Here is a 2,356-nt window from a genome sequence, read left to right as displayed (position 1 = left end):
GTACCGGTTCGTGTACTTGCTTCCCACCTGGCACTGCTTCCTCTGGGCTCTCACGTCCCAGTCTCCAGGTGTCCACGATCAAGGGGAAGCTTCACTGTACTGAGCGGCTGAAGCCGGAGGTGAGTCCGCCACTATCCACCTCGCCGGACTCCACATCGCCGCCATCTTCCGGGCTCTACGATCTTCATATGAGCGCATGGAGCCTGGTAGGCGAAGAGCTGTCGACCGCCCGACTATCACTGCGGCGTCCGACCGAAGCGGACATCGATGCGATCTTCACGATCCACAGTGACCCCGCAACCTGCCTGCACAATCCCTCCGACGCCCTCGCCCGGCCCGAAGAGGCCAAGGAGCTCTATCAGCGCTGGAACAACCAATGGCAGAGCTGCGGATACGGGTACTGGGTTGTCCGACGCCACAACTCTGCCCGGCAACTGGGGTTCTGCGGGGTCAAGCCCATGGACCTGAACGGCATGAACGTTCTCAACCTCTTCTACCGTTTCGCCACCTCGGCATGGGGTCAGGGCTTCGCCAGCGAGGCGGCGACCGCAGTGACCGACTGGGTATCGCGTCACGTCACCGACCTCCCGCTGATCGCCCGAGTCCGACCGGCTAACGCTGCCTCGCAGCGCGTGGCGGTACGCGCCGGCCTGATGCGGGCAGAACATCTCGACGGCCCCGGATACGACGGCTTCGATTGGATCTACGCAGCGAAACTGCCTGGCTGAGCGCACTCCGAGTGTGTGGCCCCTCGCCGAGGACCGTTCAATGTTCCGAGCGGAGCCACGAGGTAGGCCGTCATCCGTTCTGCCGCGAGCGGTATCCGGCTAGCCAGGACGGGAAGCGTTAGACGGCCGCTGGATGGTGTCCCTTGACGTGGTGTAGCCGATCAAGGTGAGGGAGTGCGCCGGGGGCGTATGTCGATGGGTTTTCGCTCCCTGCCCGCAAGGTGGGCCATCGTGCAACTCTCCGTAGTGAACGGGCAGTTCAACGCGGGAGGTGCAGGATGGCCCTGTCTCAGCATGACTTACTCCGGCTGCTTGAGTCACTACGTTCGGCGGACGGGCTCGAACTCGTTCGCAAGGTGGCCGAGCGGATGCTCCAGGAGCTGATAGAGGCCGAGGCCACGGTCCGGAGCGGCGCGGAGTGGAACGAGCACACCGACACGCGCACCGCGCTTCGCAACGGCCACCGCGACAGGACGCTCAGCACCCAGGCCGGCGACCTGGACCTCGCGATCCCCAAGCTGCGGTCGGGCAGCTTCTTTCCCGCCCTGCTGGAAAGGCGCCGCCGCATCGACCAGGCCCTGTATGCGGTCATCATGGAGGCTTACGTCCACGGTGTGTCCACGCGGTCGGTCGACGACCTGGTCAAGGCCCTCGGCGCGGACACCGGGATCTCCAAGAGCGAGGTTTCGCGGATCTGCCAGGATCTGGACGGCCAGCTGACCGCGTTCCGTGCCCGGCCCCTGGACCACGTCCGCTTCCCGTACGTCTATCTGGACGCGACCTACTGCAAGGCGCGGGTCGAGCACCAGATCGTGTCCCGCGCCGTGGTGATCGCCACGGGGATCACCGAGGACGGCGGCCGGGAAGTGCTGGGCGTGATGGTCGGCGACAGCGAGACCGAGGTGGTTTTGGACCGAGTTCCTGCGTCACCTGCGCGAACGCGGTCTGAGCGGGGTCCGGCTCGTCATCGGCGACCACCACTTGGGGCTGGTCAAAGCCATCCGCAAGGTCATGCTCGGGGCCGCGTACCAGCGCTGCAGGGTTCACTTCCTGCGCAACGTGTTCAGCGTGATCAACAAGGAAGCCGCCGAGATGGCCGCCGCCACGATCCGCACGATCTTCGCCCAGCCCACCGCGGATGCGGTCCGCACCCAGCTCGACACCGTCGCCGACATGCTCGGCACACAGTTCCCCGAGGTCAAAGACATGCTGCTGGAGGCGAAGGACGACCTGACCGCCTTCGCCTCCTTCCCCGAGCGACATTGGAAGAAGATCCAGTCCACGAACCCGCTGGAGCGGATCAACCGCGAGGTCAAGCGCCGCACCGACGTCGTCCAGGTCTTCCCCAACGACGACGCACTCCTGCGGCTCGTCACTGCCGTGCTCTTCGAACTGCACGACGAGTGGATCGCCTTCCCCTGGCGCTATCTGCCCGAGGGAAGCATGGACCAGCTCTACCCCGCCGAGCGCCCCGAAAGCACCCTCGTGCTACCCAACACCACCAACACGACCGCCGGATGATCGGCTCCACCACGACAAGGGACACGACCGGCCGCTCCCTGCCGACCGGCTCGCGAAGGCATGCGCTGACGATTCAGTCCGCGGTCGCCGCCGCGTCCTGGCCGCCT

The 2,356-nt window shown here is 65.7% G+C and carries 1 protein-coding gene and 1 pseudogene; both read left to right on the top strand.

The genetic code is table 11. The features are described from left to right. Window positions 1-188: 188 nt before the first annotated feature. Window positions 189-728: a GNAT family N-acetyltransferase gene (locus tag ABT300_RS43255; protein WP_351688446.1), complete on the top strand. Its 540-nt coding sequence runs from the start codon at window positions 189-191 to the stop codon at window positions 726-728. Window positions 729-1,006: 278 nt separating this feature from the next. Beyond that, a pseudogene (locus ABT300_RS43250) lies at window positions 1,007-2,249 on the top strand (IS256 family transposase). Window positions 2,250-2,356: the final 107 nt, after the last annotated feature.

The sequence above is a fragment of the Streptomyces sp. NPDC001027 genome (assembly GCF_040299045.1).
Taxonomy (GTDB): Bacteria; Actinomycetota; Actinomycetes; order Streptomycetales; family Streptomycetaceae; genus Streptomyces.
This window is presented reverse-complemented; position numbering and strand designations above follow the sequence as displayed.

Coding starts and splice junctions, on each gene's coding strand:
- ABT300_RS43255 (WP_351688446.1), top strand. CDS start 189: ATGAGCGCATGGAGCCTGGTAGGCGAAGAGCTGTCGACCGCCCGACTA.